Source organism: Pseudomonas sp. FP2338 (genome assembly GCF_030687515.1).
Taxonomy (GTDB): domain Bacteria; phylum Pseudomonadota; class Gammaproteobacteria; order Pseudomonadales; family Pseudomonadaceae; genus Aquipseudomonas; species Aquipseudomonas salomonii.
Genome location: NZ_CP117436.1, coordinates 3639557 through 3662472, shown reverse-complemented (window position 1 = coordinate 3662472; position 22916 = coordinate 3639557). Strand labels below are relative to the sequence as shown.

Sequence of the window (22916 nt, the reverse complement as noted above, 5' to 3'; positions counted from 1 at the left end):
TTGCCTGCGATTTGCGAAGTGTCGGTCGATAAATGTGTCACTGACCCACCGCAATCGCAGGCAAGCCCGCTCCCACATTTTTGATCGTTGTGTATCAGTTGGACAGGTTCTCCGAGGTCACGATCTGCGGTGGGATATGCACTCTGTGCCGCAGTGGGTCGAAGGCCTCGGCGGCCTGCAACTCCACCAGTAATTCGATCAGCGCGCTCGCCGTCTGCCGTGGCTGGGAGTCCATCACCACATCAATCAAACCCCGGCTCAGCGCCTCACGCGACAACGCGGTGGACTCCTGCAAAATGCAGCACAGCGCCGGTCGCTTGGGCAGTTGCGCCAGGGCATTGATCACGCCGTCACCGCCGCCGCCCACCACGCACAGGCCGCGCAAGTCGGTGTGGCGGGTGAGCAGGTCGAGGGTGGCTTCTTCAGTGATGTCGCTGTTGTCCAGGTTGATCAGCGGTTCCAGCGGCTTGAGCCCCGGCGCATGCTCGGCGAGGTAACTGTGCAAGCCTTCAACCCGTGCCTGGTGGCCGAGAAAACGATGGCCGCCCAACAGGATGCCGACGCTGCCTTTGCGTGCGCCGCAGGTGCGCGCCAGCAGCCAGCCCATGGTGCGCCCGACCACATGGTTGTCCTGGCCCACATAAGGCTCCAAGGCGTGTTCGTGGATATCCGAGAGCAGCGCAACCACAGGCACGCCGGCTTCGCGCACCTGCGCCAGCGTGGCGTTGATCAACGGATGGGCAAAGCTGACCACCGCAAGGGCGTCGCACTGCACGGCCAATTGCTCGATCTGTGCGGCGATGGCGCTGGGCGTGCGGTCGAGAATGTAGTCGAACTGGCAGGTCAGGTTGGCTGTAGCGTGATGCTGCGCGGCCGCGCTGATCGACTGCGCCAGGTTGGCGTAAAACGCTTGGGCGGTGCCCAGCAACAGGATGCCGAAGCGATAAGTGGGGCGCCGTTCGCGAATGCGCTGGCCTATCAGCCGTGCAGCAAAATAACCCACGGCTTCGGCGGCCTGGAACACCTGCTCGGCGGTCTGCGGATTCACCGGCGCTCGGGCGTTGAGTACGCGGTCGACGGTGGCCACACTCAAGCCCGCCTGGGCGGCAACGGTGGCGATGGTCGGGCGTTTATTGTTGTTCATGACAGGCCTCTCAAGCGTCTTGATAGAAAACTATCAAGCCCCGCTGGGCCTGGATGATAGCTTGATAGGGAATGGATTCAAGGCCTTGAGGCGGATTTATCCGCGCTCTATGGTTTGTTCGCAAAGCACCTGTCACCCAACGCTTGCGGAGAACAATAACAATGCCTGAACACACGCCTCACCGCGCCCGGCGCGACTACAGCCTCACCGGTCCGGAAGCTGCCCGCGCCGCAGAGAAGGGCCTGGTCTCGGCCAGTTGGTATCAATCGCCGATCTCGCGTAAACGCATGAAAGAACTGATGCAGCGCCGGGACGGCCCGGCGTTGCTCGACACGGCCCTGTGGGTGTCGGCGCTGCTGGTCACGGGGTTTGGCGGCTACTGGTTCTGGGGCTCGTGGGCGTGCGTGCCGTTCTTTATGGCTTACGGCGTGCTCTACGGCACCGCGTCCAACCCGCGTTGGCATGAGACCGGCCACGGCACCGCCTTCAAGACCCGCTGGATGAATGATGGGCTGTACCAGGTGGCAAGTTTCATGTGCATTTTCGAGCCGCACGTGTGGCGCTGGAGCCATGCGCGGCACCACACTGACACCATCGTGGTCGGGCGTGACCCGGAGATCGTCGAGCCGCGCCCGCCAAGCCTGTTGATGATGGGCCTGAGCCTGTTCAACCTGCCGCTGGCCTGGAAAACTTTCAGCGGCGTGGCGCGCCATGCGCTCGGCAAGATGAGCGCCCAGGAGCAGGACTTCATCCCCGAGTCCGAATGGCCCAAGGTGTTCCGTGCTGCGCGGATCTGGGTCGGTATTTATGCGCTGGTGATCGGCACCGCGTGGTACCTGCACAGCTGGCTGCCACTGATGCTGGTCGGCCTGCCGAGCCTGTATGGCGCCTGGCTCGGCTACCTGTTCGGCCTCACCCAGCACGTGGGCCTGGCCGAGGATGTGCTGGACCACCGCAGCAACTGCCGCACCATCTACATGAATCGCGTGCTGCGCTTTATCTACATGGACATGAACTACCACCTCGAACACCACATGTACCCGATGGTGCCGTACCACGCGTTGGCGCAATTACACGAAGAGATCCGCAGCGACTGCCCGCCGCCGTACGCGAATATTCTTGAGGCGTACAAGGAAATCCTGCCGACGATCTGGAAGCAGCGCAGCGACCCGAGTTATTTCGTGCAGCGCCCCACTCACAGTGGCGAGCGAGCTTGCTCGCGCTGGGCTGCGCAGCAGCCCCAATAAAAACCACCGTATTCTTTCAGACACCACTCGACTGCCGAACTTGGGGCCGCTTCGCAGCCCAGCGCGAGCAAGCTCGCTCGCCACAAGGAAGGCCATTCATAGAGAGAACACCACCATGAACGATCAATGGATCGACGTCTGCGCCGTGGGCGACATTGACGAAGAAGACGTGCTGCGCTTCGACCATGGGCCGCACACTTACGCGGTGTACCGCTCGGCCGAGAATGAATTTTTTGCCACTGCCGGCCTGTGCACCCACGAGAAAATCCACTTGGCCGACGGCCTGGTGATGGACCACGTGATCGAGTGCCCCAAGCACAACGGGCGCTTTGATTACCGCTCCGGCAAGGCCCTCGGCGCGCCGGTGTGCGTCAACCTCAAAACCTACCCGGTGCGGGTCGAAGCGGGGCGGGTTTTACTCGCCGTGACGGCGTGAGCATGAACGCCCCCCTGATCATCGTCGGCGCCGGCCATGCCGGTGGCCGTGCGGCGCTGACCTTGCGCGAAGAAGGCTACACCGGGCGCCTGATCCTGATCGGCGATGAACCGCACTTGCCCTACGAGCGCCCGCCGTTATCCAAGGGCTTGCTGCAAGGCAGCACGGACCTGGCGGGTTGCAGCCTGTGTGACGGCCAGCGCATGGCCGCGCTGGGCATCGAACATATCGCCGGCAACCCGGTCACGCGCCTGGAGCCGCAGCAGCAACGGCTGCAACTGGCTGACGGCCAATGGCTGGACTTTGCCGGTGTGCTGCTGGCCACCGGCGGCCGGGCGCGACGCTGGCCTGTGGAGCAGGCGAACGTGCTTTACCTGCGCACCCATGATGAGGCGCTGACCCTGCGCGACGCCTTGCGCCCCGACACGCGGCTGGTGGTGGTCGGCGGTGGTTTTATCGGCCTGGAAGTGGCGGCGACCGCGCGCGGCCTGGGCTGCCAGGTGACGGTGCTTGAAGCAGGCCCACGCTTGGCGGGCCGGGTGTTGCCGCCGGTGATCAGCCAAGCGCTGCTGAATGTGCATCGCCAGCAAGGCGTGGCGGTTCATCTGAATGTGGCACTCGAATCCATCGACGCCGACGCGGTGCAACTGGTCGATGGGCAACGCTTGCCGTGCGATCGGGTGGTGGTCGGCATTGGTATGCAACCCAATCTGGAACTGGCCGCAGCCGCAGGGCTGGAAGTAGGGCAGGGCATTCGCGTCGATGCGCAGCTGCGCACCAGTGCGCCGAACATTTATGCGGCGGGCGATGTGTGTGAGTTTCGCCTGGGTGGCCTGTATCAACGCCAGGAAACCTGGCGCAATGCCGAAGCCCAAGGCCGCCATGCTGCGCTGAATATGTTGGGGCGTGAGTTGCCGTTCGAGGCGCTGCCGGGCTTCTGGTCCGACCAGTACGACTGGGGCTTGCAGACCGTCGGCGTGATGACCCCGCTGACGGTCAGCCGGGCACTGCCGGGCGGCGGTTTGCTGTTGTTCCACCTGGATACCGACGGGCATTTGCAAGGCGCTTGCGGCTGGGCGCTCGGCAATGGTGTGGCCAAGGACATCAAGCTATGCGAACGCTTGATCAGCGCGCGCATTGCACTCAATGCGGCCGACCTGGCCGACCCGGACGTTTCCCTTAAACACGTGCTGCGAGGCTGATATGCGCGAATTTCTGGTGTTCCAATCCCTCTGGGCCATGCAGACCGAACCGGGGCCGCTGGAAGCCCAGCTCGATCGCATCGCCGACGCTGGCTTTGACGGCATCACCGACCATTATTGGAAACCCGCCGAGGCCGCGCGCCTGCACGCTGCCGCCAGCGCCAGGGGCTTGCAGATCGAAGGCCAACTGTTCCCGCAATCGGTGGATGACCTGGCCGCCGCGCTGGATGTGATCAGCCGCTATGGCTGCCACCACCTCACCCTGCAGGCCGATGTGCGCCCGCGCACGCTGGGCGAGGCGGCCCGGTTGGTCGAAGGCTGGCAGCGTCTGGCCGAACAGGTGGACTTTCCGATCCTGCTGGAAACCCATCGCTACCGCCTTACCAACGACCTGCTGTTCACCCTCGACCTGCTCGCACAGATGCCCGACCTGAAACTGCTGGCCGACCTGTCCCATTACGTCGTCGGCCGGGAGTTGCCGGAGCCTGGCGCGGTTGAGGACGACGAACACATACGCACAATATTGCGCCACAGCTGGGGCTTTCACGGCCGGGTGGCCAGCAGTGAACAGGTGCAGGTCTCTGTGGATTTCCCTCAGCACCAGGCCTGGGTCGAGCGCTTTACCGGTTGGTGGCGCTACGGGATCGAAGACTGGCTGGCCCGGCCTGACACGCCCAATAGCCTGTCATTCACCTGTGAACTGGGCCCGCCGCCCTATGCAATCACGGATGCAAACGGCGGTGAAATCAGCGACCGCTGGGCCGAGGCGCTGAAGTTGAAAGCCCTGATTCGCCAGGTGTGGGAGAGCTGCCAGCGATGATCTGCTAATCTGCGCGGGTTAAAATCGCCCTTAGCCTGTGGACTTTCATCATGAAGACTTGCCCTGTTCAGCCACCTCTTGAGCCGCAGTCCGTCTGCCATCCCATCACCAGCAGCGCGATCTTCATGGTGGCAACCGTCGCACCCGGCAGTGAAGACCAGGTGCGTGCCTGGTGCGGCGACATCGCCGGGCTGGTGCGTTCGGTGGGCAAGCGCGTGCCGGCGGGCAACCTGACCTGTGTCTGCGGGTTCGGCTCGGATGCCTGGAGCCGGCTGTTCGGCGGGCCACGCCCGGCGGCCTTGCACCCGTTTCGCGAGTTCGGCGTGCCAGGGCGCATGGCGCCGTCGACGCCCGGCGATATCCTGCTGCATATTCGCGCCGAGCAGATGGACCTGTGCTTCGAATTGGCCACGCAGCTGATGGTGGCCCTGGGCGACAGCGTCAAGGTGGTGGATGAGGTCCAGGGTTTCCGTTACTTCGATATGCGCAGCATCATCGGGTTTGTCGACGGCACCGAGAACCCGGTGGGGCGCAAGGCCGTCGGCTTTACCATCGTCGGCGATGAAGACCCGGAATTTGAAGGCGGCAGCTACGTGCTGGTGCAGAAGTACCTGCACAACATGAGCGCCTGGAACGAGCTGACGGTGGAAGCGCAGGAGAAGGTGATCGGGCGTACCAAACTGGCCGATATCGAACTGGATGAAGAGACCAAGCCGAGCAACTCTCACAGCGCCTTGACCGTGATCACCGACGCCGATGGCGAAGAAGTGAAAATCCTGCGTGACAACATGCCCTTTGGCCGCCCAGGCGCCGGCGAGTTCGGCACCTACTTTATCGGCTACGCGCGCTCGCCGCAGCCCCTGGAGTTGATGCTGGAAAACATGTTCGTCGGCCGCCCGGTCGGCAACTACGACCGCTTGCTGGACTTCAGTACCGCCGTGACCGGCGGCCTGTTTTTTGTGCCTTCGGCCGATTTGCTTGAAGAGCTGGCCGACCGTCAACCGGGGTCTTAACTGAGCAACCCGGTGCTGACCGCCACAATCAAGAAGATCCCCAGCAGCGCGCGATAAATCACAAACGGCCAGGTGGAGAACCGCTCCAGGAACTTCATCAGGCCCCAGATCGCGAAGAACGCCGAGATACTTGCCACCACCAGGCCGAAGAGCAAATGTGGCCAGGCGTGGGCCGGCATGTCGGCGTGCAGCAGCACCCACAGCTCCTTCAAGCCAGCCAGCGCAATGGCCGGCAGGCCCAGCAGGAATGAAAAGCGCGCGGCTTCTTCACGCTTGAAGTTGAGGAACAGCGCCGCGGTCAGTGTCGAGCCTGAACGCGAGACGCCGGGAATCAACGCGCCAATCTGCGCAACCCCGACAATCAGCGCGTCGCGCAGGCGCATTTGGCCCATGTCCCGGGTGTGGCGTGCGCGCACTTCGGCCACCGCCAGCAGTACCGCCATCACCACACAGGAAATGCCGATGACCATCAGGCCGCGCAACGGCGAGTTGCAGCTGTTGAGGGTCGAGGACAAGGCCAGGCCGGCAATACAGATAGGGATGGTTGCCAGCACAATCGCCACCGCCAGCTTGAACCACGGGTCGTTGTAGTCGCCCCGGCGTACCGCACCGATGCTGCCCGTGGTGACCTGGCGCACATCGCGCCAGAAATAACTGACCACCGCCGCCAGCGCCGCCAACTGCATCGCCGCCGAAAACGCCGAGCCGGGGTCTTGCCAGCCGAGCAGGGCGGGCACCACACGCATGTGGGCGGTGGACGACACCGGCAGCAGCTCGGTAATGCCCTGGATCACCCCCAGGATAAAAATCTGCAGGTAATCCAGGGAGGCAAAGCCCACATCCAGGCCGGCGGAACAGACGTTGGTCAAAATAGAGGTCCTTGAGAAAAAGGTCGAAGCTGACGAAGTTTATTCTAAATGTTTCAGGAATTTCGGTTGGACGGAGCAAATCCGCAATCGGTTCAGCAAACAGAAAGGTTATGCAATGTATTGGCCTGCGCGCGTGTTTTGTGAACAATGGCGCCCTGCGTTTTGTCACCGAGAGCCCCATGCCTGAAACCACCGTTGAACTGATCCAGACTGGCCCCGAAGCGTCCGAGCTGATCCGCAATCTCTACCAGTATTACGCCTACGAGTCCTCGGACTGGGAGCAGGAGGATGTCGAGGCGGATGGCCGCTTCTACATCCACGATGAGCACCTGACCCGCTACTGGCACGACCCGCAATGGAGCGCCAACCTGCTGCTGGTGGACGGCTATATCGCCGGCTTCCTGCTGATCGAGGGCAGCGAACTGCCGGGCATCGACGCCCTGGAACTGGCCGACCTGTTCATTCTCAAGCGCTACCGCCGCAAAGGCATTGGCCGCGCCATCGCCACCCAGGTGTTGAGCAGCGGCCAGGCCGATTGGCTGGTGCGTTTCTATGACCAGGATGAAGTGTCCCAGGCGTTCTGGCGTGCCGTGCTGGATGATTTGCCGCGCCCGGTGCAGACCCTGGAGCTTGAGGATGACCCGCAGTTGGTGAGTTACCTGATTACCCGAGCGGTCCTGCATTAAAAGCCTGCTGCATGGCCTGGGGCGGCTGCCCGAAGGCACGCAGAAACGCCTGGCGCATGCGTTCGCGATCACCAAAGCCGGTTTCGCGGGCCACCACTTCGACCGGGTGACGGCTGGTTTCCATCAGCGCCCGGGCCGCTTCCACGCGCAGTGATTCGATGGCCTTGGCCGGGGTTTGCCCGGTTTCTTCGCGAAATACCCGGCTGAACTGGCGCGGGCTCAGGCGGGCGACCTCGGCCAGGGCTTCCACCGACAGGTCGTGGGTCAGGTTTTCGCGGGCATAGGCCAGGGCCAGTTGCACGCGGTCGGATTTGGGGTCCAGTTCCAGCAGGGCCGACAACTGCGACTGCTCACTGCCGCGACGTTGCGCAATCACCAGTTTGCGCGCGATGCGCCGGGCCAGGTCGCCGCCCAGGTCGGCCTCGACCATGGCCAGTGCCAGGTCGACACCGGCGCTCATGCCGGCGCCGGTCCAGATCTGGCCGTCGACCACGAACAGTTTATCTTCCTCCAGCTGGATATGCGGGTAGCGCTTGCGAAACGCGGGCGCGTGGATCCAGTGGGTGGTGGTGCGCTTGCCGTCGAGCAAGCCGGCTTCGGCCAGTACGAAAATGCCCATGCACAATGAGGCTACACGCCGTGATTGGGCGGAGGCAGCCTTGACCAGTTCGAGCAGGTTGGCTTCCGGCAAGCGAAATTCCAGATAGCCGCTGACGATCAGCGTGTCATAACCCTGTGCGCGGATCGGCGTGGTGTTCACCGAAAACCCTTGGGACGTCATCACGGCGCCGCCGCTCTCCGACACCAGGTGAAACTCATAGGCCGGCTCGCCGCGCAGCAGGTTCGCGCATTCAAATACCGAGCCCAGGCTGAGGCTCAGGGATTGGAAATTCGGGTAAACCATCAGCGCAACGCTGTGCATCATTGTTCTCCAAAAACGCGGGCCAAGGGCACGGGAGTGGCGATTGTCGGCGGGTGCAGGGTAAACGGCAACCGGCTTTGTGGCATGTCCGGAATCCTTGCGCATATGACATTGTTGAAGGTCTGCGTGGCGCCTAACATCCCCTCAACGAACTAGACGACTGGTCTAATCGGACGGAAAATGTGATGAACAGCGAAGCTAAAAGTACTCGGCAGGCGATTCTGGACACGGCGCAAGTGATTGTCGGCCGTAAGGGATTTTCTGCGGTGGGCTTGAACGAAATATTGCAAGCCGCCGAGGTACCCAAAGGCTCGTTCTATCACTACTTCAACTCCAAGGATGCCTTCGGCGTGGTGTTGCTCGACAGCTACTTCGAGCATTACGTCAACGGCATGCAGCAATTGTTCGATCAGCCTGATCTGTCAGGTTTTGCCAAGTTGATGCGCTATTGGCACTCCTGGGTCGACAACCAGACCGGCTGCACCGACACGGGCAAATGCCTTGCCGTCAAACTCGGTGCCGAGGTGTCAGACCTTTCAGAGCCGATGCGTCTGGCCCTGCAGCGTGGCACTGCACGCACCATTGCGTTGCTGGCAGAAGCCTTGCAGCACGGCGTTGAAGACGGCTCGCTGCAGGCACAGCCACACCCCGAAAGCCTGGCCCGGCGCTTGTATGCGTTGTGGCTGGGGACCAGCGTCATGAGCAAGATCACCCGAACATCCGCGCCGTTTGATGAGGCGCTGCTACTCACACAACATCTACTGCAACCCATCGATCGAGGCACTGGAAAATGAAAGTATTAATGGTACTGACCTCTCACGACCAGCTGGGCAATACCGGTCGTAAAACCGGCTTCTGGCTCGAAGAGTTTGCCGCTCCGTATTACACCTTCAAGGACGCCGGTGCCGAACTGGTGCTGGCATCCCCGGCCGGTGGCCAGCCACCGCTGGACCCGGTCAGCGATCAGCCGGACGCGCAAACCGAAGACACCCGCCGCTTTGCCGCCGACTCGGCCGCGCAGCAGGCCCTGGCCAACACGGTCAAGCTGGACTCGGTGAATGCCGCCGATTTCGACACGGTGTTTTACCCAGGCGGTCACGGGCCATTGTGGGACCTGGCCGAATCGCAAACGTCGATCGCGTTGATCGAAGCCTTTGAGCGCGCCGGCAAGCCGATCGGTTTTGTCTGCCATGCGCCGGGTGCGCTGCGTCACGTCAAGGCGGTCAACGGTGAAGCGTTGGTGAAGGGCCGTCGTGTGACGGGCTTCTCCAACTCAGAAGAAGCTGCGGTGGGCCTGACCGATGTGGTGCCGTTTTTGATTGAAGATGATTTCAAGGCACTCGGTGGCCTGTATGAGAAGGGCGCCGACTGGCAATCCTTTGTGCTTGAAGATGGCTTGCTGGTGACGGGTCAGAACCCTGCCAGTTCCAGCGACGTGGCCAAGGCCCTGCTGAAACTCACCGCTTAAATTAACTAACCGTTGCAGGCATTGGCGGCTCTCAAGAGCCGCCAAAGCTTTTGTTCGCCCTGAATTTGGACAGTGACTCATGACTATGCGTGTTTTAAATACCCCGGTAAAACTGGGGCATCACACCTTGAATAACCGGGTTGTGCTGCCGCCCTTGACCCGTCAACGCAGTGCGCAACCGGGTGATATCGCCACCGACCTGATGGCCGAGTATTACCGCCAGCGCGCCACTGCCGGGTTCATGGTCAGTGAAGGCACGCAGATCGAACCGCGTGGCCAGGGCTATGCGTGGACGCCGGGCATTTATACCCCGGCGCAGATCGACGGCTGGCGCCAAGTCACCGAGGCGGTGCATGCCGAAGGCGGAGTGATTTTCGCCCAGTTGTGGCATGTCGGCCGTGTGTCCCACAACGCCCTGCAGCCAGAAGGGTTGGCCCCGGTCGCGCCCTCTGCGTTGCGGGCGGAGCAGGCGAAAGCCTTTATCGAAACCGGCCCCGGCGTGGGTGAATTGAAACAGCCGCCGGTGCCGCGTGCATTGAGCGTGCTGGAGATTGAGGAGTTGGTTGGGCATTACGCACAGGCTGCGCGCAATGCCTTGGACGCAGGTTTTGACGGCGTGGAAATCCATGCTGCCAATGGTTACCTGGTCAACCAGTTCATCTCTGCCCATGCCAACCAGCGCGACGACGAATACGGCGGCTCGTTGCACAATCGCCTGCGCTTTTTGCGCGAAATCGTTGAAGCAGTGACGGCCGTGGTCGGGCCGGAGCGTCTTGGCGTGCGTTTTTCGCCGCTATTCAGCGGCACTGATCAGGACCGCGTGTATATCGGCCTGGTGGAGGAAGACCCGCATCACACCTATATCGAGGCGATCAAGGTGCTGGAGGCGTCCGGCATTGCCTATGTGTCCATCGCCGAAGCCGACTGGGACAACGCGCCTGACCTGCCTGAAACCTTCCGCCAGGCGGTGCGCAGCACCTTCAGCGGGAGGATCATTTACGCCGGGCGTTACACCGCTGAGCGCGGTGCAAAGCTGTTGGAGTCGGGGCTGGCGGACTTGATCGCCTTCGGTCGCCCGTTCATTGCCAACCCGGACCTGCCACAGCGACTGTTCAACGGCTGGCCATTGAACCCGCTGCGGGCAGAAGGGATGTACGGCGGCTCGGCGCAGGGCTATACCGACTACCCGGTGTACGCCGGGTCAGTGCGCTAAGTCACTGCGATGGCGGTGGGTCAGGCAACTTGTATGTCGCCAGTGCCGCCGCCTTCGCAGCCTCGCTGGGGCTCGACAGCTCCCACATTGGATCTTTGTTGCTGGGGGGATTTGTGTATGGCGCGGCGGCCCTGCGAACTGAGGCCTGACCAACACAGCCGATCCCCTGTGGGAGCTGTCGAGCTTTAGCGAGGCTGCGAAAGCGGTGGTTCAGGCCACTTATATGTCGCCAGTGCCGCCGCCTTAGCCGCCTCGCCGAGGCTCGACAGCTCCCACATTGGATCTTTGTCGCTGGGGGGAGTTGTGTATGGCGCGATGGCCCTGCAAACCGAGGCCTGACCAACACAGCCGATCCCCTGTGGGAGCTGTCGAGCTTTAGCGAGGCTGCGAAAGCGGTGGGTCAGGCAGCTTATATGTCGCCTGTGCCGCCGCCTTCGCAGCCTCGCTGGGGCTCGACAGCTCCCACATTGGATCTTTGTCGCTGGGGGGATTTGTGTATGGCGCGGCGGCCCTGCGAACTGAGACCTGACCAACACAGCCGATCCCCTGTGGGAGCTGTCGAGCTTTAGCGAGGCTGCGAAGGCGGTGGGTCAGGCAACTTATACTTCGCCAGTGCCGCCGCCTTAGCCGCCTCGCCGAGGCTCGATTACCTCACTTGCAACACGATCTTGCCAATATGATCCCCGCCTTCCATCCGTGCATGGGCCTGGGCGGCGTCGGTGTATTCGTACACTTTGTCGATGATCGGCAGGCAGCGCCCGGCGGACAGCACCGGCCATATGGATTCGTGCAGCTGCTCAGCAATTGCGGCTTTCTCGTCCTTGGTGCGAGCGCGCAACAAGGAACCAGTGATGACTGCGCGTTTACCGAGGATAGTCAGCAGGTCGACGTCATTGGCTTTGCCGCCGCCGAGGAAGCCCAACATCACCAAGTGCCCGTCCATGCCCAGGGCCTTGAGGTTGTTGTTCAGGTAGGAGGCTCCCATGATGTCGAGGATCACGTCGACGCCTTTGTCGCCGGTCTTCTTGGCGATGACCTCGGCAAAGTCCTGCTCGCGATAATTGATCGGCTCGGCGCCCAGTTTTGCAATCGCCGCGCATTTGTCGGCACTGCCGGCGGTGGCGAACGCCTGGATGCCGAACTCCTGGCAGAGCATCAGTGCGGTGGTGCCGATGCCACTGGTGCCGCCGTGGATCAAGGCGCGTTGGCCTTTGTGCGCGCCACCCAGGCCGAACAAGTTGGCCCAGACAGTGAAAAAGGTTTCCGGCACGGCAGCGGCTTGAATCCAATCCATGCCTTCAGGCACCGGCAGGGCCTGGCTGGCGGGTACGGCGCAGAACTGTGCATAGCCGCCGCCATTGGTCAGGGCACAGACCTTGTCGCCCAGGCTGTATTCACTGACGCCGTCGCCCAGCGCAACCACTTCGCCGGCCACTTCCAGGCCCGGTATCGGGCTCATGCCGGGTTTCATCGGGTACTTGCCAGCGCGTTGCAGGGCATCGGGACGATTGACCCCGGCGGCGTGCACTTGAATCAGAATCTCGCCGGGGGCGGGTGAGGGCACTGCAACCTGACGAGGCTGAAGCACCTCAGGGCCGCCGAAGGTGGTGATTTCAATCTGGGTCATGTCGTGGGGCAGAGTCATGTTCACGATTCCTGTAGCGATGAGCGTATGAAGTGGGACCGCAGCCGGTGGTGGTTGATTCAACCGGGGTGGTTTGGGTGGCGCCCAGCATAACCGGCTCTTTGCCATAAGGTCAGCACAGGCTTGCAAGCTGGGACTCGGCTCTGCGGACACAATCGACGTCGGTTTCTTTTATGGACGTTGCAGATGAATGAATCAAAAAGTCAGGCGCTTGGGCTGCTGTTTCTGCGAGTCAGTGCATCGCTGTTCTTGCTGTGGGTGCATGGGCTGCCCAAACTGCTCCACTACAGCCAGCAATTGACGCTGATCGAAGACCCGTTTCACTTGGGCGCCAATGTCACGTTGTGCCTGGCGATTGGCGCTGAGGTTGTCTGCCCGTTGTTGATTATCGCCGGGGTCTGGGTGCGCCTGGCCTGTTTGCCGATCCTTGCAGTGCTGCTGGTGGCTTTGCTGGTCGTGCACCCGGAGTGGTCGCTGTTTGAAGGGCAGTTTGGATGGCTGCTGTTGATCCTGTTTTCCAGCATTCTGATCGCAGGGCCCGGTCGCCTGGCACTTGGTCACGCTTGAGCCTGAACAAAAAAAGGCCGGGCAAGCCCGGCCAAAGAAAGGAGAGGGTGACGCCGTTGCTTCAGCGGTTGAGGAAGGCCAACAGGTCTTCGTTCAACTGCTGGGTGTGAGTGGCGGCAAAACCATGCGGCGCGTCCTTGTACACCTTCAATTGCGCGCCTTTTATCATCTGCGCCGCCACCTTGCCGGTGGTCTCGAACGGCACGATCTGGTCGCCATCACCGTGGATCACCAGGGTCGGCACATCGACCTTGGCCATGTCCGGGCGAAAGTCGGTTTCGGAAAATGCCGTGACGCAATCAACCGTCGATTTGAGCGATGCCAGCAAGGCAATCTGCAAGGTCTGGGTGAGCACGCCCGGCGAGACCTTCTGCCCCTGGTTGATACCAAAGAACGGGGTATTGAAATCGCTGATAAATTGCGCGCGGTCCTTCAGCAGCCCGGCCTTGATACCGTCGAATACATCGGTGGGCACACCTTGCGGGTAGTCCGCTTTCTGACCGAAGATCGGCGTCACGGCACCCAGCAATACCAGGCCGGTTACGCGTGCGTTGCCATGGCGGGCGATGTAGCGAGCAACGTCGCCGCCGCCCATGGAGAAGCCCACCAGGGTCACGTCGGTGAGGTCCAGGTGTTCAATCAACTGGGCAATATCGTCGGCGAAGGTGTCGTAGTCATTGCCGGTCCATGGTTGGTCGGACCGGCCAAAACCACGGCGGTCGAAAGCGATGGTGCGAAAGCCGCGGCTGCTCAGGTATTCCATCTGGTATTCCCACATATCCGCATCCAGCGGCCAGCCGTGGCTGAACAATACGGGTTTACCGCTGCCCCAGTCCTTGAAGTAGATCTGGGTACCGTCTTTGGCAACGAATGTGCTCATGCATAACTCCTTGGTTGAGGGGGATGACTGCGCGTTACTATTGTCTTGCATTTGTCGAAGGGCTTGTACACCTGTGCTTGCCTGGGTTTACCAACTGAATTTGAGCTCGACTCCCAGGTAATTGCTGTCGTCACCACCGGCCTCGCGCAGGGTCCGGCCTACCGCGTAATGCACGGCTTCGACCGCGCCGGCAAGGTTCGGTGTGAAGGCATAGTCGGTGCGCAACTGAGCGTAGGCACCGGTCCAGCGTTCGCCTTGGCCTGCAGTGCCGGCCACGGGCAAGTTCGGTTGGGTATAGACCGCGTCTTCGGTGGTCTGTCGCCAGAGCAGGCCGATGGCAGTCTGTACGCTCAGCTTGGAAATGGGCTTGACGGTGATCGACGGTTTGACGTGGATCAGGTTGCTGTAGCCCGTATAGCCAGCCAGTGAAAAATAGTAGCCGTTGGGAAACAGCGGGTTGAACGTGCCGACGGTAGCATCACCCGCTTTGCGGTCGCCGGAGGCGATATCCAGTTGCACGCCGAGCCGTGGTTGCCATGCCAGGCTCTCAAGCGTATAGCCCGTACGGCTGCCAGCGGCCCACGCTCGAATCGACTTGCTGCCCACCGACCCCCTTTGCAGCATCGCCTCGATGTCCCAATCGAAGCCCCGGGCCGCGCCGCCCAGGCGGGCGTCGAACAGCTGGCGGGTTTCCTCGCCGTCGGCGTCCAGGTAATGCGCAGCGCTGCGTTCATACACGCCGTAGTAGGCCGACAACTCATTGCTGCCGCCCACCAATCGCTCGACCCGCAGCAGGTGAAAGCGTGCGTCGCTGTTGGAGCGGTCGTCGAAGTGTCTCTCGTCCTGATACTGCACCGGCTGGCTGGCGATCGCGATAAAACGCCAATGGGTGGTTTCCCAGTCGGCCCAGAGCGCATCGAACGACTGGCGCACATTCGGCCCATCCCGCGACGAGATAAAACGCTGCAAGTCGAAGGCAAAGTCCTGGCGGCCGATACGGCTTTTGAACGTCCCGCTGCTGAAAGTGTTCACGTACTCGGCAAACGCCAGCCGCAAGTCGACACGGTTTTGATCGGCACCACCCACCGTGGTTTTGTCGTACGCCCGAGCATCTTCGAGTTGGGTGAACACCCGCCAGTTTTCGTCCAGGTGCAGGTCCGCGTGGACCTCAAAGCGCTGGATCAGGTAGCGATCACGCTGCACATCGCGCACGCCGAACCCACTGGCATCGTTCATCTCGAAACGTTCGCGCAAGCTCGCGCCCAACGACAGGTACGTCATCGGGTTGGCGCTTGACAGCGGGATGTACTTCAAATTGTCCAACGGTTGCGTGCGCAGCGCCGGGTCTTGCAGCACCGACCAGTTTTCCTGCCAGCGGTTGGTTTTGAGCACCGGTCGGGTGGCTTGCTCCTCGGCGTGGGCGCTGGCGGTGAGCAGCGGCCACAGCACGGCCAAGCCCCAGGGGGTAAGACGATTCATTTTGCCGCGCTGAGCTGGTGAATTTCCGCGACGTATCCACCGGGAAATTCGACCATTGCGCTGCGCCGCCCTTTGCTCGCGAACGCCGGTACCAGCACAGTGGCGCCAGAGCCTGTGGCTTTGGCCAGGGTGGCCGTCAGGTCGTCGACTTGGTAACCGGTGGTCTCATGGCCGAACGGGTAGGGCAGTTGGCCATTGGTCACCAGTACGGCCATGCGTCCGAACGGCGATTGCAGGTCGACACGCCGGTAGAGGCCGCCCTGGCCGATATCGATACCCGGCGCGTGTTTGTCGTCAGCCAGGACCTTGCCATGGGAAAAGCCGAGGAACGCTTTGATAAACGCATCGGCCCGCTCGGCAGGCAGGTAGACGCGGTTTTCCGGCACCGTCTGGAACCCTGCGTAGTTAGGGGCCTGGGTGTGCCAGTAGAGCTGCATGTTCACACCGCCTGGCCACTGCACCACGGCATCGCGGCCGATAGGGTCGGGAAAGTCACTGACAATCACGGCTGCACCATTTTCTCGCGCGGCCTTGAGGGCCACGTCCATGTCCTTGACCAGGTAACCGTTGCGCTCCTGGCCAAACGGATGCGGTATAGGGGTGCTGAAGCCGAATAGTGACACTGTACCGACCGGCGTCTGCAGCAATTGCGAGGTGGTACTGCTTGGCACTGGCAGTACGTTCACCACCACCTGTGGGGTACTTTTGCCACCGAAGGTCGCCAGGAAGCTCGTGGCAAAGCGGTCCACATCAGCGGGTGCCACGTAGACGTGGCTGGTGTCGTACTGCGGCGCCACTGCCACGCTCGGCGTTGCCGCGAACGCGCTGTTCATCATGGCCCCGACCAACAGCGTCACCGCCAGGCTTACCCTATTCGCTTTTCTACCCATGCCTGCTCTCCAGCCGATTTTGGAAAGTCAGAAGCTTAGGCGGCCTGCATGGATGCGAATTGTATGGACGTGCTTGATGGCGCACTTGAGGCAGGAAAGTCCCAGGGCATGACAGGTGCGTTTTTCAGCGGGCAGCACGGCTATCGCTTCGAGTGATAGCGGAACCCGACAAAAATCTACCTCTGTCACGCCACCTTAATAATCTTCGACACCAACTCCACCACCGTCTTGGCCTGCAACTTTCTCATCAAACGCGCGCGGTGCACCTCCACCGTGCGGTGGGAGATCGCCAGGCGCAAGGCGATTTCCTTGGACTTGAGGCCATTGACGATGTGCATGGCGATTTCCCGCTCCCGTGGCGTGAGATCGCCGGTGCCCTGGTGCGTGCGGTCCAGGCGTTCGAAGTGCCAGATCATCAGCTTGAACGGGTCTTTGGGCGTGAGGGTGTAGCCGTGGGACTTGGCCCAGAACACTTCGCCGTTGTGGTGCTGCATGAAACGCTCGTCGGAGTAGAAGCCGTTTTCGCTTTCCAGCAGCCATTCATGGCTGCGCTTGCCAATGGCGTGGTAGTCCGCCTGGGAAGGGTAGATCAGCAGCGTCAGTTGGTTGACCAATGCGTCGCGCGAATAGCCGAACAACTGCAGGAAGGCCTCATTACAGTCGACCATTACGCGGTTGCGGGTGACCAGTTGCGGCGCGGGGGAGAGTTGGAACGCCAGGCGTTCTATGTCGTGGAACTGCTGTGCAAACGCGTTCATTGGGCATCCTGCCTCGTCGCTTTTCTCAACTGGGGCTACTTAGCCATGTAAGTAGTTGCACGAATTGGCGCGCGCCCAACGGTGGGTCATTGTAGGTAAATGTCCGCACCAAAAATAGAAGAAATTGATTATGCCAGCTGATTGCGTCTCCATTGTTGCTGCCGGTCATTCACGTTTCGGTCGCCTTGAAGGCACCCGCCTGGAGGATCTGATCGTACAGGTCACCCGCGAAGCCCTGAGGGACGCGGCAATTGACGCCAGCGAGATCGACGCGTTATTCCTTGGCCACTTCAATTCGGGGTTGGTGCCCGATGGGTTCCCGGCTTCGCTCCTGCTGCAGGCCGACCCTGGGCTGCGCTTCAAACCGGCGACCCGCTGTGAAAACGCCTGCGCGTCCGGTTCGGCGGCGATCCTGGCCGGGGTTCAGGCGATCCTGTCCGGCAGCGCCGAGCTGGTACTGGTGGTGGGCGCCGAAAAGATGACCCACACCACCACCGCCGAGGTGACCCAGGCCTTGGCCGGTGCCGGCTATCAGAACGACCCGGCCGAAGCAGGCTTGAGTTTCCCGCAGTTGTTCGGCCGTGCGGCGCGTCAGTATGCCGAGCGCTACCACTGCCCGTTGGGCTCGATGGCGGCCATCGCCACCAAAAACCACTCCAATGCCATGGCCAACCCGTTGGCGCAGATGCACCGGGTGATGGATTTCGAACACTGCAACAACGTGTCCCAGAGCAACCCGTTTGTGGCCGATTCGCTGCGCCTGACCGATTGCTCGCTGATCAGCGACGGCGCCGCCGCGATCATCCTGGCTTCGCCCAAGCGTGCGCGCGCGTTTCGTCGTGATGTGCAGATTCGCACACTGACCCAGGTCAACGATTGCCTGCCGATTGCCCAGCGCGACATCCTCGCCTTTGAAGGCCCGCAACGCGCGATCCACACGGCGTTGCGCGGGGCGAATATCACCCTGGCCGACCTGAGCTTCGCTGAGGTGCATGACTGCTTCACCATCGCCGAGCTGCTGATCTACGAAGCCATGGGCCTGGCGCCCAAAGGCGAGGGGCACCGTGTGCTTGACAGCGGCGTGGTGCGCGCAGGCGGGCGGTTGCCGGTGAACCTGTCCGGCGGGCTCAAGGCCAAGGGGCATCCGGTGGGCGCCACCGGCGTGTCGATGCATGCCCTGGCGTTTCGCCAATTGACCGGCGAGCCGATCGGCCTGGCAGTGCCTAACCCCGAGTTCGGTTTGGTGTTCAACATGGGCGGGATGGCCGTGGCCAACTATGCCTCGGTGCTGCACGCGCGTCGGAGCTGAGCCATGAACATTGCCAACTGGCTGCACGACACCCAGCGCCGCGATCCGCAACGCCCGGCGTTGTTTGAAGGCACGCGGCAAGTCGCCGACTACGCAACCTTCGCCGCCCATGTCCGCCAACGCGCCGCGCAACTGGTCGATCAATATGGCCTGGTGCCGGGCGATGCGGTGGCGCTGTTGATGAAAAACAGCTGCGACTACCTGGAAGTGCTCTACGCCGTCTGGTGGCTGGGCGGCGTGGTGGTGCCGATCAACGCCAAACTGCACCCGGCAGAAGCCGCGTGGATTGCCACCGATGCCGAGGCCCGCTTGATCTTTACCGACGGCGGCCGGGTCTTCGCGTCATCCCGGGACTTGCCTGCGCGCTGCAAGGAACTGGACGCCCGCACGCTGCCGCCGACCCGTGGCTGGCCGACCCTGGAGCAGCCGGTGCCGCGCCAGGATCAGGACCTGGCCTGGCTGTTCTACACCTCCGGCACCACCGGGCGCTCCAAGGGCGTGATGCTGTCCCACGGCAACCTGGTCGCCATGTCGCTGTGTTACCCCACGGATGTCGACCCGGTGAGTGCCGACGATGCAGCCGTGTATGCCGCGCCGATGTCCCACGGGGCGGGGCTGTATAACTTTATCCATGTGCGCTGCGGCGCCCGGCATGTGGTGCCGGCTTCCGGCGGTTTTGATGCCGGCGAGCTGTTTGGCCTGGCTGAGCAACTGGGCAATGTATCGCTGTTCGCCGCGCCGACCATGGTCAAGCGCATGGTCGAACAGGCGCGGCGCCAGGGTTATGGCGGCGACGGCATCAAGACCATCGTCTACGGGGGCGGGCCGATGTACCTGGCCGATCTGTGCGAGGCGCTCGACACCTTCGGCCCGCGCTTGGTGCAGATCTACGGCCAGGGTGAAAGCCCGATGACCATCAGCGTATTGCCCCGCGCCCTGATCGCGGACCGTCAGCGCTCAGGCTGGTCAACCCTGGCAGCCTCCGTCGGCCATGCGCAAGCCTGTGTTGAAATCCGTATTCTGGATGCCCGGCACCAACCGCTGCCGACCGGCGAGCGCGGTGAGATCGCCGTGCGCGGCGCCACGGTGATGCAAGGTTATTGGCGCAACCCGCAGGCCACCGCGCAAACCCTGGTCGATGGCTGGCTGCTCACCGGTGACATCGGCTTTCTCGACCCGGCCGGCTACCTGACCCTCACCGATCGTTCCAAAGACGTGATCATCAGCGGCGGCAGCAATGTGTACCCGCGTGAAGTCGAGGAAGTGCTGGTGCAGCATCCCGAGGTGTCCGAGGTGTGTGTGGTGGGCGAGCCGGACGCGCAATGGGGTGAGTCCGTGGTGGCCTTTGTGGTCACACGCAGCGGGCAGGCATTGGATGAGGCCGAACTCACCGCGTGGTTTCTGGAACGCATGGCGTCATTCAAGAAACCCAAAAAGTATGTGTTCAGAGCCGATTTGCCGAAGAACAGCTACGGCAAAACCCTCAAGACCGACTTGCGGCAGTGGTTGAAAGCAGCGAGTATCGCCGCGCTTTCCTAGCTTTTCATGGACAGAACAACCGACAAGGAGTCCCTTCGATGGGCAATACAGCGCAAGACACGCAGCGCAAGCGCCGCCGTGCATTTCTCGGTGCCACCTCGGGCCACCTGATCGAGTGGTATGACTATGGCGTCTACGGCTTTCTCGCCGTGTACATCGGCCAGGCGTTTTTCGTCTCCGATGACCCTACCACCAGCCTGCTTGCCAGTTTCGCCGCGTTCGCCCTGAGCTTCTTTATCCGGCCGTTGGGCGGGCTGTTCTTCGGCCCGCTGGCGGACAAGATCGGCCGGCGCAAAACCCTGATCATGGCACTGGTGATGATGTCCGGTTCCACTGTGCTGCTGGGCTTGCTGCCCACTTACGCAACCCTGGGCATCACCGCGCCGATCCTGCTGATTCTGGTGCGCTGCGTGCAGGGCTTTTCGGCGGGCGGCGAAATCGGCACGGTCACCAGCTTTATCTCCGAATACGCCGGCCCCGGCCGCCGCGGTTTTGCCACGTGCTGGTTGATGGTCACCGCCGTACTCGGCCTGCTGCTGGGTGGCGCCGTGGCGAATGGTATGACCTGGATTTTGGGCGCCGACACGATGCAGGAATGGGCCTGGCGTGTGCCGTTCCTGATCGCGGCGCCGCTGGGTTTTATCTCCATGTATATCCGCCTCAAGCTCGAAGACAGCCCGGAGTTTCTGGCCCTGCAACGCGCCGGGCAAACCTCCCGCGCGCCGCTGCGCGAGGTCTGGCAGTGGAAACGCGCCATCGCCCTGGTGTTTTTCATCATCACCTTGCACAGCTCGATCTTTTACCTGGTGCTGACCTTCGCCTCGACCTACATGGCCAAGATCCTCAAGTTCGACAGCGGCACCACCTTGCTCTATGTGTTTGTCGCCAGTTTCTCGGCGGCGTTCGTGATGCCGTTTGGAGGCGCCTTCACCGACAAGTACGGGCGCAAGCCGTTTCTGATGGTGATCGGCACTTTGGCTACGCTGGCGATGTTCTGGCTGTTCAAGTCGGCCCCCACCGCCACGCCCGCGTCGTTCTTCGCGCCGTTGATGGCGGTGGCGATCCTGTTCGGGCTGTACGCCTCATCCACCTACGCGCTGATGAGTGAGTTGCTGCCCACGCGCATCCGCTCCACCGGGATTGCCGTGGCCTATAACGTGCCGGTCGCGGTGTTTGGTGGCAGCGCGCCGCTGATCTCCACCTGGCTGATCAAGGTGACGGGCGACATCACTTCACCGTGGTACTTCTACGTGGCCACCGGTGTGGTGTCGCTGATTGCCCTGGTGGTGTTGCGCAAAGAGGACTTTGTTGCCAGCGGTAGCCCGGTGGTCGCGCCGCCTGCGACTGCGGCGCTGGCCTGATCGCTCAGGGGCGTTGGGGTTTGACCGACGTCCTGTTTCATGTGTGTTGTAATATATTGAGACAACTCCGCCAGTCTCCGCTGACTGCGCCACGAAACAGAGTGAATTGTGATGCAGGCCACTCGCTTGACCTTGATTTGCCATGCCGTCACGCCGCTGCAAAAGTACGGGCGTTTTCCCGATGACGAGTCTGTGGCGATGGATTGGCAAGGTGCGGCGCTATCCCTGGCCGGGCGTTTCAAGAAAACCCTGCGGTTAGTCAGCGCGCCCGAGGCCAGAACCCGTCAGACCGCGGGCCTGTTCGGTGCCGAGGCGCAGATCGAAAATGCTTTGCGTGACGCTGATTTCGGCGCCTGGAAAGGCCAGGCCATCGATCAGTTGGCCCCCGACGCGTTGGCCGCCTGGATGACCGACAGCACCGCCGCACCCCATGGCGGTGAATCAGTGGAACAGCTCTGTGTGCGGGTTGGACATTGGATCAAATCCCTTGAAACCCAACCCGGCCATGTCGTGGCCGTCACCCATCCGTTCGTGATCCGCGCCGCCCTGCTTTACGTCATGCAGTTTCCCCTCTCGAAGTTCTACCTGATCGACGTCGAGCCGCTGTCCGCCACCGAGCTGCGCTTTAACAATGTGTGGCGCCTGCGCCTGGAAACTCACGCCTGACCCTGTGAACGTGGCAAAATCCACGCCCCGCAATGAGAGCACCCCATGAAACGCATCCTGATCATCGGCATTGGCGCCGGCAACCCCGACTACATCACGATGCAGGCCGTAAAGGCGCTGAACCGCACCGACGTGTTTTTCCTGATGGACAAGGGCCAGAGCAAAGACAAGTTGATCGACCTGCGCCGCGAGATCTGCGAGACCTACATCACCGAGCCCGGTTACCGTTTCGTCGAGGCCGACTGCCCCGAGCGCGTGCGCGGTGATATCGACTACACCACCGCCGTGCAGGACTTGAACCGCGACAAACAGCAGACGTTCGAGCGCATGATCAACGAGCACATGGCCGACGGTGAAGTGGGCGCTTTCCTGGCCTGGGGCGACCCGGCGCTGTACGACAGCACCCTCCGCATTCTGCAGGCGATTCTGGCCAGCGGCCGTTGTGCGTTCGAATTCGAAGTGATCCCCGGCATCACCAGTGTGCAGGCCCTGGCGGCCCAGCATAAGGTGGCGCTCAACCGTATTGGCCGCTCCATCGAGATCACCACTGGGCGCCGGTTGGCGGCGGGGCAGGCGAGTGATGCCGATACCTTGGTGGTGATGCTCGATGCCGAGGACTCCTACCGCACTGTGGCCGACCAGGATATGGATATTTATTGGGGCGCCTACCTGGGCACGCCGGATGAAATTCTTATCAGCGGCAAAGTCAGCGAAGTGGCCGACGAAATCCAACGGGTGCGCAAGGCCGCGCGCCAGGAAAATGGCTGGATCATGGACACGTATCTGTTGCGCAAACCCTGAG

General features: G+C 62.1%; 23 protein-coding genes. 15 read left to right on the top strand and 8 right to left on the bottom strand.

Annotated elements, in window-relative coordinates; all coding sequences use genetic code 11:
* Window positions 1-94: 94 nt before the first annotated feature.
* Window positions 95-1144 (bottom strand): LacI family DNA-binding transcriptional regulator, encoded by a 1050-nt coding sequence (locus PSH96_RS16360; RefSeq protein ID WP_305453897.1) that lies wholly within the window; start codon window positions 1142-1144, stop codon window positions 95-97.
* Between the two features lie 161 nt (window positions 1145-1305).
* Here PSH96_RS16360 and PSH96_RS16355 point away from each other — a divergent pair, with 161 nt between their 5' ends.
* From PSH96_RS16355 to PSH96_RS16335, 5 genes are all read left to right on the top strand, one after another.
* Window positions 1306-2391 (top strand): fatty acid desaturase family protein, encoded by a 1086-nt coding sequence (locus tag PSH96_RS16355; protein WP_305453896.1) that lies wholly within the window; start codon window positions 1306-1308, stop codon window positions 2389-2391.
* Between the two features lie 115 nt (window positions 2392-2506).
* A complete protein-coding gene (locus tag PSH96_RS16350) occupies window positions 2507-2827 on the top strand; it encodes a MocE family 2Fe-2S type ferredoxin (protein ID WP_305453895.1) in 321 nt (106 codons plus the stop codon).
* A gap of 2 nt (window positions 2828-2829) precedes the next feature.
* A complete protein-coding gene (locus PSH96_RS16345; protein WP_305453894.1) occupies window positions 2830-4029 on the top strand; it encodes an NAD(P)/FAD-dependent oxidoreductase in 1200 nt (399 codons plus the stop codon).
* Window position 4030: 1 nt separating this feature from the next.
* Window positions 4031-4849: a sugar phosphate isomerase/epimerase gene (locus PSH96_RS16340; RefSeq protein ID WP_305453893.1), complete on the top strand. Its 819-nt coding sequence runs from the start codon at window positions 4031-4033 to the stop codon at window positions 4847-4849.
* A 50-nt stretch (window positions 4850-4899) separates the two neighbouring features.
* The gene (locus PSH96_RS16335) at window positions 4900-5862 is read left to right on the top strand and encodes a Dyp-type peroxidase (RefSeq protein ID WP_305453892.1); all 963 of its coding nucleotides are present in this window, start codon (window positions 4900-4902) and stop codon (window positions 5860-5862) included.
* Here PSH96_RS16335 and PSH96_RS16330 read toward each other — a convergent pair.
* The gene (locus PSH96_RS16330) at window positions 5859-6731 is read right to left on the bottom strand and encodes an undecaprenyl-diphosphate phosphatase (protein WP_065932133.1); all 873 of its coding nucleotides are present in this window, start codon (window positions 6729-6731) and stop codon (window positions 5859-5861) included. The genes PSH96_RS16335 and PSH96_RS16330 overlap by 4 nt on opposite strands.
* A 179-nt stretch (window positions 6732-6910) precedes the next feature.
* Here PSH96_RS16330 and PSH96_RS16325 point away from each other — a divergent pair, with 179 nt between their 5' ends.
* Window positions 6911-7417 (top strand): GNAT family N-acetyltransferase, encoded by a 507-nt coding sequence (locus PSH96_RS16325; protein ID WP_099549190.1) that lies wholly within the window; start codon window positions 6911-6913, stop codon window positions 7415-7417.
* Here the strand turns inward: PSH96_RS16325 and PSH96_RS16320 are convergent.
* On the bottom strand, window positions 7395-8339 hold the full coding sequence (locus PSH96_RS16320) for a GlxA family transcriptional regulator (protein WP_305453891.1): 945 nt from the start codon (window positions 8337-8339) through the stop codon (window positions 7395-7397). The two genes, PSH96_RS16325 and PSH96_RS16320, sit on opposite strands and share 23 nt — an antisense overlap.
* Before the next feature lie 185 nt (window positions 8340-8524).
* Between PSH96_RS16320 and PSH96_RS16315 the strand changes: the two genes are divergently transcribed.
* The 3 genes from PSH96_RS16315 (at window position 8525) to PSH96_RS16305 (ending at window position 11020) form a co-directional block, all read left to right on the top strand.
* Window positions 8525-9133 (top strand): TetR/AcrR family transcriptional regulator, encoded by a 609-nt coding sequence (locus tag PSH96_RS16315; RefSeq protein WP_305453890.1) that lies wholly within the window; start codon window positions 8525-8527, stop codon window positions 9131-9133.
* Window positions 9130-9807, top strand: a complete 678-nt coding sequence (locus tag PSH96_RS16310) for a type 1 glutamine amidotransferase domain-containing protein (protein ID WP_305453889.1) — start codon at window positions 9130-9132, stop codon at window positions 9805-9807. The genes PSH96_RS16315 and PSH96_RS16310 overlap by 4 nt, the downstream gene beginning before the upstream one ends.
* 79 nt (window positions 9808-9886) lie before the next feature.
* The gene (locus PSH96_RS16305) at window positions 9887-11020 is read left to right on the top strand and encodes an alkene reductase (protein WP_305453888.1); all 1134 of its coding nucleotides are present in this window, start codon (window positions 9887-9889) and stop codon (window positions 11018-11020) included.
* 646 nt (window positions 11021-11666) lie between these two features.
* On the opposite strand, the gene PSH96_RS16300 is transcribed toward PSH96_RS16305, so the two are convergent.
* Window positions 11667-12665, bottom strand: a complete 999-nt coding sequence (locus PSH96_RS16300; RefSeq protein WP_305453887.1) for an NAD(P)H-quinone oxidoreductase — start codon at window positions 12663-12665, stop codon at window positions 11667-11669.
* 186 nt (window positions 12666-12851) lie between these two features.
* Between PSH96_RS16300 and PSH96_RS16295 the strand changes: the two genes are divergently transcribed.
* Window positions 12852-13232 (top strand): DoxX family protein, encoded by a 381-nt coding sequence (locus tag PSH96_RS16295; RefSeq protein ID WP_056859411.1) that lies wholly within the window; start codon window positions 12852-12854, stop codon window positions 13230-13232.
* A 61-nt stretch (window positions 13233-13293) separates the two neighbouring features.
* On the opposite strand, the gene PSH96_RS16290 is transcribed toward PSH96_RS16295, so the two are convergent.
* The 4 genes from PSH96_RS16290 to PSH96_RS16275 all read right to left on the bottom strand — a co-directional run bounded on the left by PSH96_RS16290 (window position 13294) and on the right by PSH96_RS16275 (window position 17239).
* Window positions 13294-14112: an alpha/beta fold hydrolase gene (locus tag PSH96_RS16290; protein ID WP_305453886.1), complete on the bottom strand. Its 819-nt coding sequence runs from the start codon at window positions 14110-14112 to the stop codon at window positions 13294-13296.
* An 87-nt stretch (window positions 14113-14199) separates the two neighbouring features.
* Window positions 14200-15591, bottom strand: a complete 1392-nt coding sequence (locus tag PSH96_RS16285) for an alginate export family protein (protein ID WP_305453885.1) — start codon at window positions 15589-15591, stop codon at window positions 14200-14202.
* Complete coding sequence (locus tag PSH96_RS16280; RefSeq protein ID WP_305453884.1) at window positions 15588-16481, bottom strand: VOC family protein; 894 nt, start codon at window positions 16479-16481, stop codon at window positions 15588-15590. The genes PSH96_RS16285 and PSH96_RS16280 overlap by 4 nt, the downstream gene beginning before the upstream one ends.
* A 185-nt stretch (window positions 16482-16666) precedes the next feature.
* Window positions 16667-17239 (bottom strand): LuxR C-terminal-related transcriptional regulator, encoded by a 573-nt coding sequence (locus PSH96_RS16275; protein WP_056859407.1) that lies wholly within the window; start codon window positions 17237-17239, stop codon window positions 16667-16669.
* Between the two features lie 130 nt (window positions 17240-17369).
* On the opposite strand from PSH96_RS16275, the gene PSH96_RS16270 reads away from it, so the two are divergent.
* The 5 genes from PSH96_RS16270 (at window position 17370) to cobF (ending at window position 22915) form a co-directional block, all read left to right on the top strand.
* Window positions 17370-18548, top strand: a complete 1179-nt coding sequence (locus PSH96_RS16270) for an acetyl-CoA acetyltransferase (RefSeq protein WP_305453883.1) — start codon at window positions 17370-17372, stop codon at window positions 18546-18548.
* A gap of 3 nt (window positions 18549-18551) precedes the next feature.
* Entirely contained in the window at window positions 18552-20087 is a 1536-nt protein-coding gene (locus PSH96_RS16265) for a class I adenylate-forming enzyme family protein (RefSeq protein WP_305453882.1), read from the top strand.
* Window positions 20088-20125: 38 nt separating this feature from the next.
* On the top strand, window positions 20126-21448 hold the full coding sequence (locus PSH96_RS16260; RefSeq protein WP_305453881.1) for an MFS transporter: 1323 nt from the start codon (window positions 20126-20128) through the stop codon (window positions 21446-21448).
* Window positions 21449-21559: 111 nt separating this feature from the next.
* On the top strand, window positions 21560-22114 hold the full coding sequence (locus PSH96_RS16255; protein WP_305453880.1) for a histidine phosphatase family protein: 555 nt from the start codon (window positions 21560-21562) through the stop codon (window positions 22112-22114).
* Between the two features lie 45 nt (window positions 22115-22159).
* Complete coding sequence (gene cobF, locus PSH96_RS16250) at window positions 22160-22915, top strand: precorrin-6A synthase (deacetylating) (RefSeq protein WP_305453878.1); 756 nt, start codon at window positions 22160-22162, stop codon at window positions 22913-22915.
* Window position 22916 lies beyond the last annotated feature (1 nt).